Raw genomic sequence first — 15,386 nt, forward strand, 5'->3', positions numbered from 1 at the left:
ACGCCGCACCATTCCGTTCCAGTGCGCTGCGAAGGATAGAACGGGAATGTGATGGTTGGCCTTGCGTGGCTCCAGAACCGTTCCGAGACATTGTTCTCTTTTGTTCTTGTATTGTTCTTTTTGTGTGCTATGTCTTGGCCATGAGCCGAGCATCTTCACATGCCCTCAAGCGCCCGCCGGTCCCGGTGCCCTCCGAGCCGGTGGGCGCGCCTTCATCTGGCCCGGAAAACGACTTCCCCGAACTCGCGGTCGCCATCGAACGGGGCCGGCGCCGCGGCCGGGGTGCACAATCCAATGCGAGCGGCCGCTACGAAGCGGAGGCTCGCGTCGTCTTCGACGATGGCTGGCAGAGTCTCGAGGATTTGCCGCCATTCAAGACCACGGTCGCGACCGATACCTCGCGCAAGGTCATCACCCGCAACGACTCGCCGGACATCGGTTTCGATCGCTCGATCAACCCGTATCGCGGCTGCGAGCACGGCTGTGTCTACTGCTTCGCGCGGCCGACCCATGCGTTTCTCGGGCTGTCGCCTGGTCTTGATTTTGAATCCAAGCTGTTCGTGAAGCCGGATGCGCCCGCGCTCCTGGAAAAGGAGCTCGCGGCCAGCGGCTACGAGCCGCGGATGATCGCGATCGGAACCAACACCGATCCCTATCAGCCGATCGAGCGCGAGCGGAAGATCATGCGCGGCATCCTCGAGGTGCTGGAAAAGGTTGGCCATCCCGTCGGGATCGTGACCAAGTCGGCGCTGGTGATGCGTGATGCCGACATCCTGGCGCGGATGGCCAAGAGGAACCTGGCGAAGGTCGCGATCTCCGTGACCACGCTGGATCCGAAGCTGGCGCGCACCATGGAGCCGCGGGCCTCGACGCCGTCGAAACGGCTGGAGGCGCTGCAGGCGCTGTCCAGGGCCGGCATTCCGACCACGGTGATGGTGGCGCCGGTGATCCCGGCGCTGAACGACAGCGAGATCGAGCGCATCCTCGATGCCGCCGCCCATGCCGGCGTCAAGGAGGCGGCCTATGTGCTGCTGCGCCTTCCGCTGGAGGTGCGCGACCTGTTCCGCGAATGGCTGCTCGAGCATTATCCCGACCGCTACCGCCACGTCTTCACCCTGATCCGCGACATGCGCGGCGGCCGCGATTACGACTCGCAATGGGGCACGCGAATGAAGGGGACAGGCCCGATGGCCTGGATGATCGGCCGCCGCTTCGAGATCGCCTGCGAAAAGCTCGGCCTGAACAAGCGCCGGACCAAGTTGACGACCGATCATTTCGTCCGGCCGAAGGGCGGCGGGCAGCAACTCAGCCTGTTCTGAAGCGTGCGGAGAGCAGTTGATGAGCGCACAAGCGAGCGTTCCGCGGTTCACCGTCATCACACTCGGTGTATCCGAGATGCGGCGGAGCATCGCCTTCTATACGTCGCTCGGCTTCGCCCGAAAATTCCGCGCGACCGGAGAGGCCGTGGCATTCTTCGAGACCGGCGGGACGGTGCTGGCGCTGTACCCGTGGGGCGCGCTCGCCGATGATGCGGGCGTGCCGGACGCACCGCGCCCCCAGGCGTTCCGCGGCGTGACGCTGGCATGGAACTGCCGCTCGGAGGCCGAGGTCGATGCGGCGCTCGCGTCGGCGGTGGAGAAAGGCGCGATGCTGCTGAAGCCGGCGCAACGAACCGACTATGGCGGTTACAGCGGCTATTTCTCCGATCCGGACGGTCATGTCTGGGAAGTGGTGATCGCGCCGGGGATTGATGTCGGCGAGGATGATCGAGTGCATCTGCCGTCGTAGTCGGTCGCCGGCAAGGGGCGAATAGCGGGGAATGAGGTCCGTTCGGGGTTGCGCCGCCGCAGGCCGTTCCGCACCATGCCGGCCATGATTCGCGATCAGTCGAAAAAGCCGGGCAGGGCGAAGGCGACGAGCGGCGCCGTGGCGAAGAGCGCACCTGCAAAGGCCGCAACCAAGCCTGTTGCCACGAATGCTGCCGGCAGGTCGGCCGCCAAGCTCGGCAAGGGCGTCATCGCGGTGGCGCCGCCGAGCTTCCGGCGGGAGCGAGCGCTGCTCAAGCAGGGCATCTGGCCGGTCGCCGGTTGCGACGAGGCGGGACGGGGGCCGCTGGCCGGTCCGGTGGTCGCCGCGGCCGTGATTCTCGATCCCGCGCGCATCCCGAAAGGCCTCGATGACTCCAAGCGGCTGAGCGCGGAGCAGCGCGAGGCGCTGTTCGACAAGATCTGCAAGACGTCGGCGTTCGCGGTGGCTGTCGCCTCGCCGGCGCGAATCGATCGCGACAACATCCTGCGGGCCTCGCTGTGGGCGCTGTCGCGCGCCGTGAGGGCGTTGCCCGAGGCGCCGAAGCACGTCTTCGTCGACGGCCGCGACCGCATCGACGTCGATTGCGGCTGCGAGGCGGTGATCGGCGGCGATGGCCTGGTGATGTCGATTGCGGCCGCCTCGATCGTCGCCAAGGTCACGCGCGACCGGCTGATGTGCGCGCTGGCGCAGGATTGCCCCGGCTACGGCTTCGAGCAGCACAAGGGGTATGCCGTGCCGGAGCACCTCGCTGCGCTGGACCGGCTCGGACCGTCGGTGCATCATCGCAGCCTGTTCGCACCCGTCGTGGCCGCACGGCGCAAGCACCAGCCGTGGACCGACGTCCCGGAGCCGGATTTGTTTGCCGAGGTGACCGTGGTGACATCCACCGAAATCTCGGTCGGGGTCTGATGCAGGTTGCCTCGCGGTCGCCGCGGTCTTAATAGTTTTGGTCAGCCAGCCAGCACGAAGTGTCACTCCTCGCAGCAGGGGCGGTGTTGTGCGCCCCGATCGTGCGGTATCGATTGCGGGCGTCGGACAGCGAGGCTGCTGCGGATGAGCGACGGTCCTGCCGGCCTCCTCGACGTCCTCAGCGATTCAGCCAAGCGATCCAGCCGTTCATGCGTTTCACGTCCCTGGTTGTCGAACTGATCCGCGCAAGGCCGCGGCTGGTCGTCGTCATCGTGGTGCTGTGCCAGGCCCTGATGTGGCTCGGCGTGGCAATGCTGTTCTATCGCAGCCCGCCCGGCCAGCTTGCCACCACCATCGCGTTCGGACGCGAGTACCAGGTCGGCACCGATCTCGGGCCGCCGCTGTCGTTCTGGCTGTCGGACGTCGCCTATCGCCTTGCCGGCAATCATCTGCTCGGCGTCTACGTGCTGGCCGTGCTGTGCTCGGCGCTCAGTCTGTGGGTGATGTATCTCCTGGCGGCGGCGATCGTCGGCGGCCAGCAGGCGGTGCTTGCCGTGCTGCTGACCATGACCATCACCGCGTTCGGTGCGCCCACGCTGGAATTCGGTCCGGAGGTGCTGGCGCGTCCGCTCTGGGCGCTGCTGCTGCTGCATAGCTGGCGGATTCTCGGCGAGGGCCGGCGCAACGCCTGGTTTGCCTGGTCGATCGAGGCCGGCCTGCTGCTGCTGACCACGCCGGCCGCCACCGGCCTGCTGCTGCTGATCGCGGGCTTCGTGGTCTCGACCGCGCAGGGCCGCCGCGTGCTGCGCTCGTTCGATCCGCTGTTCGCGCTGCTCGTGGTGGTGGCGCTGGCGCTGCCTTATCTCATTTTCGTGCTGCGCTCCGACAGTGTCGGCTTACCAGCGCTGCCCATTCTCGCCGAGCTCTCGGTGCGCGCCTGGCATTGGCTCGCGCTGGCGGGGGGGCTGCTGCTGGCGATCTCGGCCGTGCTGCTGCTGGTGCTGCTCGACGCCGGCTGGATCAATCGCGGCGAGACCGATGCGCCGATCATCTATCGCCGCTCGGTGCCGCCGCTCGCGCGCGACTTCGTCTATTGCTTCGCGATTGCACCGGCGCTGGCCGGCAGTCTGATCGCCGGCCTGTTCGGCCTCTCGACCGTGTTCGGCGGCACTGCCGTGACCCTGACCATGGTCGGCCTTGCCCTGGTGGTCGCGTCGGGTGATCTGATCTATCTGCGGCGGCAGCGGCTGCTGCGCCTGGTCTGGGCGGTTGCGATCGCCGCGCCCGCCATCCTCGCGGCGGGCAGCGCTGTGGTGCTGCCGTTGCTCGGCGACCGCGAGGTCGCGACGGCGATGCCGGCCCGCGACATCTCCCGTTTCTTCGTCGAGAGTTTTGAGCGCCGTACCAACCAGCCGCTCCAGGCGGTCGCCGGCGATCCGCAGCTCGCCAGCCTGGTCGCGCTCGGCCGCCGCCGCGCGCATCTGTTCCTCGATGCCACCCCGCAGCGGACGCCCTGGGTCACGCTGGCCAAATTCGCCGAGAGTGGCGGCGTCGTGGTATGGCGCGCCTCCGACACGGTCGGCACCCCACCGCCGGAGATCGCCCAGCGCTTTCCTGGGCTGGTGCCGGAGGTGCCGCGCAGCTTCGACTGGCTGATCAATGGCCGCCAGCCGGTGCTGCGCATCGGCTGGGCCATCGTGCGGCCGAAGGGACCGTAGCGCTTTCCATAAGCCGTCATTGCGAGGAGCGAAGCGACGAAGCAATCCAGAGGCTTGGGCGGGATTCTGGATTGCTTCGCTTCGCTCGCAATGACGCGGAGGGAGTTCGGCTCAGACCGCCATCACCTTCGCGATCGCGCGCAAATCCTGCCATGACAGCCGCTTGTAGGACGGCGAGCGCAACAGATAGGCCGGATGGAAGGTGGCGATCGCGCGGATGGTGCGCTTGCCGGTGTCGTAGTCGCGCCATTTGCCGCGCGTGCGCATGATGCCCTCGGTGGTGCCGAGCAGCGCCTGCGTCGACGGGTTGCCGAGCGTCACCAGCACGTCGGGATCGACCAGCTCGATCTGGCGGCGGATGAACGGCAGGCAGATCTGCGTCTCCTGCGGCGTCGGCGTCCGGTTGCCGGGCGGGCGCCAGGGAATGACGTTGGCGATGTAGACCTTGCTGCGGTCGAGCCCGATCGCGCCGATCATGCGGTCCAGCAGCTTGCCGGAGCGGCCGACGAATGGCAGGCCCTCGATGTCCTCGTCGCGGCCGGGCGCCTCGCCGACCAGCATGATGCGCGCCTGCGGATTGCCGTCGGCGAACACCAGTCGCGACGCCGTCTGCTTCAGTGCGCAACCGTCGAAAGTCTCCAGGAGCTCGCGCAGCGCCTCCAGGGTCGGCGCTGTCAGCGCCGCCTCGCGGGCCGAGGCGACGGCCGCTTCCGGCGGAGGCGGCGGTTCGCCGCGCGGCGCAATGATCGCCGGCGCGGATAGCCGGCCGGCTTGCGGCGCCGCCGCCGGACGGGCGGCAGGAGCGGCAGGGGATGCGGCCTCAGGCTCCACCAGCCGGTTGATCGGCTCGTCGGCCAAGGCGCAATCGACCCCGGCCTCCAGATAGAAGGCGAGCAGTTGGCGGACGTCGGGGAGGGGCTCGGGGGTCATCATGATCGATCGTGGCAACAATGTACGCCGCCTCGGCGCATGGCGGAATGCATTTCGGTGGTTGTCCTGCCCCGAAAAATCGGAAACAAGAGCTTGGAATAACCCAAAAAAGGGACGGAACGCCCTAGTGTTCCGGCGCCAGCGTTCGCTCCCCCTCAGGACCAGCCCATCAGCGAACCGCCGGCGCCTCCAGGAACTCTAGTTAAGTCATTGTTGCTGTTGCAGCTCCGGGTTTGACCTTTGCACGCGCCAGGGGGATGCAAAGGTCAAATCCACTGCACCGGCCGGGCCTGAGATTGAGAGACATGAGCACCGAAGAGTTACCTCCGCGCGAATCCATGGAGTTCGACGTCGTCATCGTGGGCGCCGGCCCCTCGGGCCTGACTGCCGCGATCCGGCTGAAGCAGCTCAATGCCGACCTCAACATCGTCGTGGTCGAGAAGGGCTCCGAGGTCGGCGCGCACATTTTGTCTGGTGCGGTGATCGATCCGGCGGCGCTGGACAAGCTCATCCCCGACTGGCGGTCGGACGAGGATTGCCCGCTGAAGACCCAGGTCAAGGTCGACAAGTTCTTCTGGATGACCGAGAGCAGCGCGATCTCGCTGCCGGGCTTCGCGATGCCGCCCTTGATGGACAACCATCATTGCTACATCGGCTCGCTCGGAAATGTCTGCCGCTGGCTGTCGCGCAAGGCCGAGGCGCTCGGCGTCGAGATCTATCCGGGCTTCGCGGCCACCGAGGTGCTGTATGACGAGCAGGGCGCGGTGCGCGGCATCGCCACCGGCGACATGGGCATCGGCAAGGACGGCAAGCCGAAAGCCTCGTTCACGCGCGGCATGGAGCTGCTCGGCAAGTACACGCTGTTCGCCGAGGGCGCGCGCGGCAGCCTGTCCAAGCAGCTGATTTCGAAGTTCGCATTGGACGCCAAGAGCGAGCCGGCGAAGTTCGGCATCGGCCTCAAGGAAGTCTGGCAGATCGATCCGGCCAAGCACCAGAAGGGCCTGATCCAGCACTCGTTCGGCTGGCCGCTCGACATGAAGACCGGCGGCGGCTCGTTCCTGTATCACTACGACGACAACCTCGTTGCGGTCGGCTTCGTCGTCCACCTGAACTACGATGATCCTTATCTGTCGCCGTTCGAGGAATTCCAGCGCTTCAAGACCCATCCCTCGATCCGCGGCGTGTTAGAGGGTGGCAAGCGGCTAGCCTACGGCGCGCGCGCGATCACCGAGGGCGGCTACCAGTCGGTGCCGCGGCTGTCGTTCGCCGGCGGCGCGCTGATCGGCTGCGCCGCGGGCTTCGTCAACGTGCCGCGCATCAAGGGCGTGCACAACGCGATGGGCAGCGCGATGCTCGCGGCCGAGCACGTCAATGCCGCGCTCGCATCCGGCCGTGCCAATGACGAGCTGGTCAGTTACGAGAACGCCTGGCGCGGCTCGCCAGTCGGCGAGGATCTGTTCAAGGTTCGCAACGTCAAGCCGCTATGGTCGAAGTTCGGCACGGTGCTCGGCGTCGCGCTCGGCGGCTTCGACATGTGGTGCAACACGCTCGGTTTCTCGTTGTTTGGCACCCAGTCGCACGTCAAGCCCGATCGCGCCACGCTCGATCCCGCCAAGGCGCACAAGCCGAAGCCGGCGATGAAGCCGGACGGTAAGTTGACCTTCGACCGGCTGTCCTCGGTGTTCCTGTCGAACACCAATCACGAGGAAGACCAGCCGGTGCATCTGAAGGTCGCCGACATGGCGCTGCAGAAGAGCTCCGAGCACGACGTCTATGCCGGGCCGTCCAACCGCTATTGCCCGGCGGGCGTCTACGAATGGGTCGAGGAGGGCACCAGCCCGCGCTTCGTGATCAACGCGCAGAACTGCGTCCACTGCAAGACCTGCGACGTCAAGGATCCCAACGGCAACATCACCTGGGTTCCTCCGGAAGGCGGCGGTGGGCCGAACTACGAGGCGATGTAGCCTCGTATAACGCACGATTGCGTGAGTCGGCTGCTCCGGGGAGGGCAGCCGGCCACGATACGGCCATACTGGCGCGGTTTGACGCAGGTCACCTTCGCCAAAGGGGCTCCCGGCTGACCCGAATATCCTGCAGATCCTTGCGGTTGGCCGCCAAACGCGGCATTGTCGGCGCCTTGAAGAGCTGCCGATCGGGTTCGTGTCCGTACCGATCCGTCATTTCCAACAACCAGAGCGCACCGTGATGTTGTCAATTCGCAATCGCTGGACCGCAATTGCCGTTTCTGCCTTGCTGATCCCCGGTGCCGTCCTGGCCCAGACGCCGGATCATCCTGCGGACAACGCCGCAAAATTTCCGACCGGCGTCGATCTGAAGTCGCTCACCACGTCGGGCAGCTATCTGGCGGCCCGCCACGCCAGCGTCGAGCGCGACGCGGCCTCGGCGGCGGCGTTCTACCGCTCGGCGCTACGCAGCGACCCGAAGAACAACGAGCTGCTCGACCGCGCCTTCATCTCCTCGGTCGCCGATGGCGATATCGACGAGGCCGTGAAGCTGGCCGAGCGCGTGCTCACGATCGACAAGTCCAACCGCATCGCGCGTCTCGTGGTCGGCGTGCAGGACATCAAGCAGAAGAAATACGCTGCCGCCCAGACCAACATCAACCAGTCGGTGCGCGGGCCGATCACCGATCTCGTCGCCACCCTGCTGTCGGCGTGGGCCGCGGCGGGCGCGGGCGATTCGAAGGCCGCCGTCGCCAATATCGACAAGCTGACCGGTCCCGAATGGTATCCGCTGTTCAAGGATCTTCATGCCGGCATGATCCTGGAGCTGGCCGGCAAGGAGAAGGACGCCGGCACGCGGTTCGAGCGCGCCTACAAGCTCGACGATTCGATGCTGCGCATCACCGAGGCCTATGCGCATTGGCTGTCGCGCAACAAGGATGCGGCGGCGGCGACCGCGATCTATGAAGCCTTCGACAAGAAGCTCGCGCGCCATCCGCTGGTGCAGGAGGGCCTGCGCGAGACCAAGGCCGGCAGGAAGCTGCCGCCGCTGGTCGATTCGGCGCAGGCCGGCGCCGCCGAGGCGCTGTACGGCATCGGCGCCACGTTGAGCCGCCGCGGCGGCGAGGATCTGGCGCTGGTCTATCTGCAGCTCGCGCTGCACCTGCAGCCGAATCATCCGCTGGCGCTGCTGTCACTCGCCGATCTCTACGAGACGGTGAAGAAGCCGCAGATGGCGATCAAGGTCTATGAGCGGGTGCCGGCGAGCTCGCCGCTGAAGCGCAATGCGCAGATCCAGTTGGCGACCGATCTCGACAGCGCCGACCGCAGCGACGAGGCGATCAAGATCCTCAAGGACGTGATTGCCCAGGATCCGAAGGACCTGGAGGCGATCATGGCGCTCGGCAACATCGAGCGCGGCCGCAAGAAGTTCGCCGATTGCGCCAAGACCTATTCGCTCGGCGTCGATTCGCTGCCCGCCAACAACGACAAGGCCAACAGCGTCTATTACTATTATCGCGGCATCTGTCTGGAGCGCTCCAAGCAGTGGCCGAAGGCCGAGGCCGACATGCGCAAGGCGCTCGAGCTGCAGCCCGACCAGCCGCACGTGCTGAACTATCTCGGCTATTCGTGGATCGACCAGGGCGTCAATCTCGACGAAGGCATGAAGATGATCAAGCGCGCGGTCGAGCAGCGGCCGGACGACGGCTACATCGTCGATTCGCTCGGCTGGGCCTATTTCCGCATCGGCAACTACGAAGAGGCGGTGAAGAACCTCGAGCGCGCGATCGACCTCAAGCCAGAGGATCCGACCATCAACGACCATCTCGGCGACGCCTATTGGAAGATCGGCCGCAAGCTGGAAGCCAAGTTCCAGTGGGCTCATGCCCGCGACCTGAAGCCCGAGGCCGAGGAGCTGCCGAAGATCGAGGCGAAGATCCAGAACGGCCTGACCGACGATCCGGCGCCGGCCGCGGCGAGCAACGACAGCAAGGACACGCCGTCCGACGCCAAGAAGGACGACGGCAAGGGCGGCTAGGTCGCCCCGATCACGAGGTGAGAGCCATCACGGGCTCCTCGGCTTGCCGGGGAGCCCGGATGATTTTGATGAAGCGTGTGGCGGTGCCGGCCACGTTCGTTTCGGCCGCTGGCCGAGCGCGATACCGGATCCGCCACCGAACATGCTGGGGGCATTGCGCCGATGTTGGCGTCCACGGTCACCGGCGCGCTGCAGGAGCAGGGGCGCGCCAAGGTCAATCTGACCCTGCGGGTCGTCGGCCGCAGGGTCGACGGCTACCATGATCTCGAAAGCGTCGTTGCTTTCGCCGACTGCGCGGACCAGCTTACGCTGGTGCCGGGCCCGGAGCTGAGGCTGACGACAACCGGGCCGCTCGCGGAGGCCTGCGGCGAGACCACGGACAATCTGGTGCTGAAGGCGGCGCGGCTGCTTGCGGAGGCCGTTCCGGGCCTGAGGCTTGGCGCCTTCACGCTGGAGAAGGTGCTGCCGGTCGCCGCCGGCATCGGCGGCGGCTCGGCCGATGCCGCAGCGGCGCTGCGGCTGCTGGCGAAGCTGAATGGCCTGTCGCTGGACGACCCGCGTCTCACTGCGGTCGCCTTGAAGACCGGCGCCGACGTGCCGGTTTGCGTGCCCTCGCGCGCCTGCACCATGACCGGCGTCGGCGAGAACCTGCAGCCGCTCGCGCTTCCCGTCCTGCCCTGCGTGATGATCAATCCGCGCGTGCCGGTGGCGACCAAGGACGTGTTCCAGGCGCTCGGCCTCAGGCCGGGCGATCTGCTGGTCGGCGTGACGGATGTTCTCACGGCGCCGTCCTGGCCTGGTGCCGGAGCGTCGGTCAGCGACTGGATCGAGACGCTGAGCCAGGTGCGCAACGATCTCGAGCCGCCAGCCTTGAAGGTGCAGCCGATCATCGGCACCGTGCTCGACGCTCTCCGTGCGAGCGCCGGCGTGCTGCTGGCACGCATGTCCGGCTCTGGCGCCACATGCTTTGCGATCTACGGCAGCGAGGTCGACGCGAAGGCCGCCGGCGCAGAGATCGCCGTCGCGCACCCCGAATGGTGGGTGCATGCGGGGACGTTGAGTTAGTCGTAACTACTTACTAGCGGCGAGCGGCTTCCCGATACAGCGCCCTCTTCCCTTGTGGGAGAGGGCATCGCCGGCTCATCCACGTACTGGGTTGGGTGAGGGGCATCTGTCCGCGGACGCCGCGCTTGCTGAGGCATACCCCTCACCCAAGCGAGCTTGTTGCTCTGTCCTGCATGCCCCCTCCCACAAGGGGCGAGGGCGCATTAACCCACACCGCCTGCGCCGGGGCATGACATCACGAAGGGCAGGCCCCGATTCACCAACTAATGCGACCTGGCCAAACAGAACGCCACCACCTGCTCGAGCGCGGTCTTCATCGGTGACGCCGGAAACAGCGCCAGCGCGTCGACGGCCATGGCGCCGTAGTGATGCGCGCGGCTGATCGTGTCCTCCAAGGCGCGATGCTTATTCATCAGCCCGATCGCATGGTCGAGATCGTGATCGCTGATCTCGCCGCGCTCCAGCGCCTTGATCCAGAAGGCACGCTCGCTGTCGCTGCCGCGGCGGAACGCCAGCACCACCGGCAGCGTGATCTTGCCCTCGCGGAAATCGTCGCCGACATTCTTTCCGAGCTTGGCGGCCTTGCCGCCATAGTCGAGCACGTCGTCGACGAGCTGGAAGGCGATGCCGAGATTCATGCCGAAGGACCGCGAGGCGGTCTGCTCGGCCTTGGGCCGATCGGCGAGCACCGGCCCGACCTCGCAGGCCGCGGCGAACAGCTCGGCGGTCTTGCCGCGGATCACGGCGAGATATTCGTCCTCGGTGGTTGCGGTGTTCTTGGCGGCGGCAAGCTGCATCACCTCGCCCTCGGCAATCGTGGCGGCGGCGGCCGAGAGAATGTCGAGCGCGCGCAGCGAGCCGACCTCGACCATCATGCGGAACGCCTGGCCGAGCAGGAAGTCACCGACCAGCACGCTGGCCTCGTTGCCCCACAGCATGCGCGCCGACAATTTGCCGCGGCGCATTTCGCTCTCGTCAACCACGTCGTCATGGAGCAGCGTCGCCGTGTGCATGAACTCGACGGCCGCGGCGAGCTTGACGTGACCGTCGCCGGTGTAGTCGGTGAGATGCGCCATCGCCAGCGTCAGCATCGGTCGCAACCGCTTGCCGCCGGAGGAGATCAGGTGGTTTGCGACCTCCGGGATCATCGTGACGTCCGAGCCGGTGCGCGACAAAATCGTAGCGTTGACCCGTTCCATGTCGGCTGCGACCAGCGCGACCAGCCCATCGATGGAGGCTCCCGATGGACTCTCGAAAGGTACGATAACCGCCACTCTGGTCTCCGATTTTGCTATGCTCGAAACGACAATAGAAACTGCGGCCGCAGGCGGCAAGGGCAGACACGGAACCTTGACCCAAGCCTGGTTGACCGAAGCCCTTCTTGACCCAAGCCCTTCTTGACCCAAGCCCGCATGGAGACATAACGATTGAAGGAATTGGTTCGGACCAATGATATCGTGCTGGTTTCGGCGATCGGGGCACTGCTCGACGGCGCCGACATCCATCACCTCGTGCTCGATCAGAACATGAGCATCATCGAGGGCTCGCTCGGCATCCTGCCGCGCCGGATCCTCGTGCATGAGGACGACAATCTCCAGGCCCGGCGGCTTCTCACCGACGCCGGTCTGGCGCATGAGCTGCGCCCTGATGAGTGACGCTGTCGACATCTCCGAGGACGCCGTGCTCGGCGGCCAATTGCGGCTGCGGCAGCCCACGACTGGCCATCGCGCCGGCCACGACGCAATCCTGCTGGCGGCGGCGACGGCCGCGCGTTCGGGCGAGCGCGTGGTCGATCTCGGTGCCGGCGTGGGGACGGCCGGGCTGGCCTTGGCCCGGCGCGTGGGCGGTCTCGGCTTGACGCTGGTCGAGCGCGAGCCGGATCTGGCGCGCCTCGCGCGCGACAACGCACGCGCCAATGCCTTGCCCGCGGAGGTCGTGGTGCTGGACGTCGCCGCGGACGCGGCCGCTTTCGCGGCCGCAGGGCTCGGGCCCGACAGTGTCGACGTCGTGCTGATGAATCCGCCGTTCCACGATGCCGCGCGTCACCGTGCCTCGCCCGACGCCGCGCGCGCGACCGCGCACCTGGCAACGGCGACGACGTTGGAGATCTGGACGCATGCCGCGCGGCGGATGCTGAAATCCGGTGGCGTGCTGACCTTGATCTGGCGGGCCGATGGTCTGAGCGAGGTTGTCGCGGCGCTGGCGCGCGGCTTCGGCAGTCTTGCCGTTCAACCGGTTCACGGCCAGGCCGGCAAGCCGGCAATCCGTATCTTGGTCAGGGCCGTTAAGGGAGGGCGGGCGCCGACCCAGCTTCTCGCCGGAGTGGTGCTGAATGAGGCGGCAGGCGTGCCGAATGATGAGGCCGTGCGGGTGCTGTCGGGGCAGGGGGCGCTGGCCTTGAGCACCCCCTGAACGGTTGGTCGTGGTCGGGCGTTATTGCGTCTGAGCTTCGGACTGGCGTTCGGTTACCGTCGTGAACCGGATCGCAGTCAATAGAGTACCGATCAGCAGCATCAACAGGTAGACCTTCATGTATTCCTCCGCCGCACTCTGCACCTTGGCTCGCCGTGCGATTGCCCAGGAGATTGCAAGGCTCGTTCCAGCCCTTTGAATGGCAGCGGCGCGATAAAAAGTGGTTAATCCGAGGTAACAGGATGGTGGACAATTTGACACAACCCAGCGATGCAGTCGGGCTCTTCGATCGGCTGAAGGCGCTGCTTCCGGCGCGGCTGCGCGGCGTACCGGTGGTACCGGTCGTCCGCCTGTCCGGCGTGATCGGCGCGGTGACGCCGCTGCGGCCGGGCCTGACGCTTGCGGGCGTCGCCAAGGTGCTGGAGCGCGCCTTCTCCATGCGCAACGCCAAGGCGGTGGCGCTGGTGATCAATTCGCCCGGCGGCTCGCCGGTGCAGTCGCGCCAGATCTACTTGCGCATCCGTCAGCTCGCGGCGGAGAAGAAGCTGCCGGTGCTCGTGTTCGTCGAGGATGTCGCGGCCTCCGGCGGCTACATGATCGCCTGCGCCGGCGACGAGATCTTCTGCGATCCGTCCTCGATCCTCGGTTCGATCGGCGTGGTCGGCGGCTCGTTCGGGCTGCAGGACCTGATCAAGAAGATCGGCATCGAGCGCCGGCTGTATACGGCCGGCGAGCACAAGGCGATGCTCGATCCGTTCCTGCCGGAGAATCCCGACGACGTGGCGCGGCTGAAGAAGATCCAGCGCGAGATCCACGCGCTGTTCATCTCGCTGGTCAAGGAGAGCCGCGCGACCCGGCTGAAGGGCGCCGACGATGTGCTGTTCACCGGCGAGTACTGGGCCGGCGACAGCGCCGTCACGCTGGGGCTGGCGGACGCCATCGGCGACCTCCGCGCCGTCCTGCGCACCCGCTTCGGCGACAAGGTTGCAACGCCTGTCGTGGCGCCGGCGTCCGGCCTGTTGTCGGGTCTGCTCGGCCGCCGCGCCGCGGGCGCCGGCAGCCTGGGATTCGGCTGGACGGGGCTGGCCGAGGAGGTGATCTCCGCGGCCGAAACCCGGGCGATCTGGGCCCGCTTTGGGTTCTAGACTGGGGGCGCGCCATTTCGCCCCTCGCAATCCGGATTGCGGGGGGAACCGGGATCGGCGACAATGGGATTCGGGGTGGCTCTGTTCATGAACGAGGATCGACCAATGCCGCCGTTCGTTGCTTTCGCGGGTATGCTGGGCGGGCTTGCCGTGGTTCGCTGGGCCTACAAGGCTGCGCAGAAGATCAACCGCGAGCTCGAAGAGGCGCGGCTGTCGCGCGTCGCCGAGGCCGCACAGGCCGCCGAGATCAAGACTCTGCGCCGCGATCCCGTCACGGGCGCCTACCGGCCGGGCTGACGCGAGCCGCTGATCTTCGAACGACGGCACGTCGCCGCCGTTCGGAGACCCTATTGCCTTGATTCCTGATGTCCCCGCCGATACGGTCCGCGCGCTTTTCCGACGCCTGCGAAAGACCGATACCGACGATGGACTCGCTGCCTCCGCACATGCGCCCCGAACGTTCGTTCCAGGGCTTCATCCTGGCCCTGCAACGGTTCTGGGCCGAGCAGGGCTGCGTGATCCTGCAGCCCTACGACATGGAGATGGGGGCAGGCACCTTCCACCCGGCGACGACCCTGCGCGCGCTCGGGCCGAAACCGTGGAATGCCGCCTACGTGCAGCCGTCGCGGCGGCCGAAGGACGGCCGCTACGGCGAGAACCCCAACCGGATGCAGCACTACTACCAGTTCCAGGTGATCATGAAGCCATCGCCGCCGAACCTTCAGGAGCTGTACCTGAAGTCGCTCGGCGCGATCGGCATCGACGCCGCCGTGCACGACATCCGTTTCGTCGAGGACGATTGGGAGAGCCCGACGCTGGGCGCGTGGGGGCTCGGCTGGGAGTGCTGGTGCGACGGCATGGAGGTGTCGCAGTTCACGTATTTCCAGCAGGTCGCGGGCTTCGAATGCGCGCCAGTCGCGGGCGAGCTCACCTACGGCCTCGAGCGCCTGGCGATGTACGTCCAGGGCGTCGACCGCGTCTATGACCTCAACTTCAACGGCCGCGACGGCGACGCCAAGGTGACCTATGGCGACGTCTTCCTGCAGGCCGAGCAGGAATATTCGCGGCACAATTTCGAGCATGCCGACACCGACATGCTGTTCGAGCAGTTCAAGATGGCCGAGGGCGCGTGCCGCAAATATCTCGCCGCCGGCTGGCAAGAAAATTCAAAGCTGGGCAACCGCCGGGAGCATCAGATGGCGTTGCCGGCCTACGACCAGTGCATCAAGGCCAGCCACGTCTTCAACCTGCTCGACGCCCGCGGCGTCATCTCGGTCACCGAGCGCCAGAGCTACATCCTGCGCGTCCGCGAGCTCGCCAAGGCCTGCGGCGAGGCCTGGCTGCATACGGAGGCGGGCGGGGCGGGGCTGGCGTCAGCCGGTTGAGCGCGAAGGCT

At 66.7% G+C, this 15,386-nt stretch carries 14 protein-coding genes; 12 read left to right on the forward strand and 2 right to left on the reverse strand.

What is annotated here, in order from left to right; all coding sequences use genetic code 11:
- The first annotated feature begins 140 nt into the window (after positions 1-140).
- The 4 genes from QX094_RS21665 (at position 141) to QX094_RS21680 (ending at position 4,436) form a co-directional block, all read left to right on the forward strand.
- On the forward strand, positions 141-1,319 hold the full coding sequence (locus tag QX094_RS21665) for a PA0069 family radical SAM protein (RefSeq protein ID WP_315717250.1): 1,179 nt from the start codon (positions 141-143) through the stop codon (positions 1,317-1,319).
- 19 nt (positions 1,320-1,338) lie between these two features.
- Entirely contained in the window at positions 1,339-1,788 is a 450-nt protein-coding gene (locus QX094_RS21670; RefSeq protein ID WP_315826969.1) for a VOC family protein, read from the forward strand.
- A 75-nt stretch (positions 1,789-1,863) separates the two neighbouring features.
- The gene (locus tag QX094_RS21675) at positions 1,864-2,718 is read left to right on the forward strand and encodes a ribonuclease HII (protein ID WP_315826968.1); all 855 of its coding nucleotides are present in this window, start codon (positions 1,864-1,866) and stop codon (positions 2,716-2,718) included.
- Positions 2,719-2,927: 209 nt separating this feature from the next.
- Positions 2,928-4,436 carry a glycosyltransferase family 39 protein gene (locus tag QX094_RS21680; RefSeq protein WP_316171365.1) on the forward strand — a complete coding sequence of 503 codons (1,509 nt, stop codon included), beginning with the start codon at positions 2,928-2,930 and terminating at the stop codon, positions 4,434-4,436.
- 111 nt (positions 4,437-4,547) lie between these two features.
- On the opposite strand, the gene QX094_RS21685 is transcribed toward QX094_RS21680, so the two are convergent.
- Positions 4,548-5,366 (reverse strand): uracil-DNA glycosylase, encoded by an 819-nt coding sequence (locus QX094_RS21685; protein ID WP_316167476.1) that lies wholly within the window; start codon positions 5,364-5,366, stop codon positions 4,548-4,550.
- Positions 5,367-5,671: 305 nt separating this feature from the next.
- Between QX094_RS21685 and QX094_RS21690 the strand changes: the two genes are divergently transcribed.
- The 3 genes from QX094_RS21690 to QX094_RS21700 all read left to right on the forward strand — a co-directional run bounded on the left by QX094_RS21690 (position 5,672) and on the right by QX094_RS21700 (position 10,433).
- Entirely contained in the window at positions 5,672-7,330 is a 1,659-nt protein-coding gene (locus QX094_RS21690) for an electron transfer flavoprotein-ubiquinone oxidoreductase (protein WP_316188118.1), read from the forward strand.
- Positions 7,331-7,571: 241 nt separating this feature from the next.
- A complete protein-coding gene (locus tag QX094_RS21695; RefSeq protein ID WP_315717245.1) occupies positions 7,572-9,368 on the forward strand; it encodes a tetratricopeptide repeat protein in 1,797 nt (598 codons plus the stop codon).
- 162 nt (positions 9,369-9,530) lie between these two features.
- A complete protein-coding gene (locus QX094_RS21700; protein ID WP_316175984.1) occupies positions 9,531-10,433 on the forward strand; it encodes a 4-(cytidine 5'-diphospho)-2-C-methyl-D-erythritol kinase in 903 nt (300 codons plus the stop codon).
- 263 nt (positions 10,434-10,696) lie between these two features.
- On the opposite strand, the gene QX094_RS21705 is transcribed toward QX094_RS21700, so the two are convergent.
- The gene (locus QX094_RS21705) at positions 10,697-11,707 is read right to left on the reverse strand and encodes a polyprenyl synthetase family protein (protein ID WP_315717243.1); all 1,011 of its coding nucleotides are present in this window, start codon (positions 11,705-11,707) and stop codon (positions 10,697-10,699) included.
- A 153-nt stretch (positions 11,708-11,860) separates the two neighbouring features.
- Between QX094_RS21705 and QX094_RS21710 the strand changes: the two genes are divergently transcribed.
- From QX094_RS21710 to QX094_RS21730, 5 genes are all read left to right on the forward strand, one after another.
- Positions 11,861-12,088, forward strand: coding sequence for a DUF2007 domain-containing protein (locus tag QX094_RS21710; protein ID WP_006613556.1), 228 nt, complete (start codon positions 11,861-11,863; stop codon positions 12,086-12,088).
- A complete protein-coding gene (locus QX094_RS21715) occupies positions 12,081-12,845 on the forward strand; it encodes a tRNA1(Val) (adenine(37)-N6)-methyltransferase (protein ID WP_316183830.1) in 765 nt (254 codons plus the stop codon). Before QX094_RS21710 ends, QX094_RS21715 begins: the two co-directional genes overlap by 8 nt.
- Before the next feature lie 242 nt (positions 12,846-13,087).
- Entirely contained in the window at positions 13,088-13,990 is a 903-nt protein-coding gene (locus QX094_RS21720; protein WP_316188119.1) for a S49 family peptidase, read from the forward strand.
- Between the two features lie 105 nt (positions 13,991-14,095).
- Positions 14,096-14,287 carry a hypothetical protein gene (locus tag QX094_RS21725; protein ID WP_315717238.1) on the forward strand — a complete coding sequence of 64 codons (192 nt, stop codon included), beginning with the start codon at positions 14,096-14,098 and terminating at the stop codon, positions 14,285-14,287.
- A gap of 128 nt (positions 14,288-14,415) precedes the next feature.
- On the forward strand, positions 14,416-15,375 hold the full coding sequence (locus QX094_RS21730; protein ID WP_316183782.1) for a glycine--tRNA ligase subunit alpha: 960 nt from the start codon (positions 14,416-14,418) through the stop codon (positions 15,373-15,375).
- Positions 15,376-15,386: the final 11 nt, after the last annotated feature.

Origin of the sequence: Bradyrhizobium sp. SZCCHNS1050, from assembly GCF_032484785.1 — a bacterium.
Classification (GTDB): Bacteria; Pseudomonadota; Alphaproteobacteria; order Rhizobiales; family Xanthobacteraceae; genus Bradyrhizobium.